This is a genomic window from Priestia sp. BR_2, from assembly GCF_041954005.1.
Lineage (GTDB): Bacteria > Bacillota > Bacilli > Paenibacillales > Paenibacillaceae > Paenibacillus_AQ > Paenibacillus_AQ lautus_A.
The window spans coordinates 1-651 of record NZ_JAVFHM010000079.1 but is presented as its reverse complement, the minus strand read 5'-3'; the positions used below and the strand labels follow the sequence as shown (position 1 = coordinate 651).

Sequence of the window (651 nt, the reverse complement as noted above, 5' to 3'; positions counted from 1 at the left end):
GTTATAGGGTCATTTCAAACAATCTCCTGCTTCTTCTTTTGAAATGTATCCTTCTTGTACTCCATATAACACTTGATCACATCGCCATAGAGTAGAGCTATATCCATCGTTTTCTTCCATTTCTTGATTAATTTGTTGCTTTGTTTCGTCTGTGAAATTTTCTTCTTGTTGTTGACGAATCTCTTCTTCGTATTGATCTGGAGCAGAAATATCTTCATTTACTTCAGGTTCTTCATATTGGTCCGCATGAGATAGTTCTTCATCATTTGTTTGTTGCTGTTGGCTTTGTGCTACTTGAGCTTGTTGTTTCTTTTGTTCTTCTGCTTGTTGCGCTGCGATACGTTGTTGTTCAGCAATCTTTTGTTGTCTTTGTTGCTCAGCTGCTTCCGCTTGACGTTTAGCTTCCGCTTCTTCTCTTGCTTTCTGCTCTGCTAATTCTTTAGCTTTTCTTTCTTTTTCAGTTTATTCTAGCGTGGATAAAGCACTTAAGTTAGCTGACGTTTTTTTATTTACTAGATTTATTTTAAACAAAGAAAAAGCCACTCTAATTAGAACGGCTTCAGTAGTTATTGTTTTTCTTTAATATATTCTTTTTCCATTTTTATAATTCTCTAACTTTTTCTCCCTATCAACACAGAAAAACAGCACATC

Annotated in this window: 1 protein-coding gene; it reads right to left on the bottom strand. The window is 35.0% G+C overall.

Annotation, left to right across the window (positions count from 1 at the left end):
* Positions 1-14 precede the first annotated feature (14 nt).
* Positions 15-218, bottom strand: coding sequence for a hypothetical protein (locus RB298_RS02120; RefSeq protein ID WP_486045496.1), 204 nt, complete (start codon positions 216-218; stop codon positions 15-17).
* Positions 219-651 lie beyond the last annotated feature (433 nt).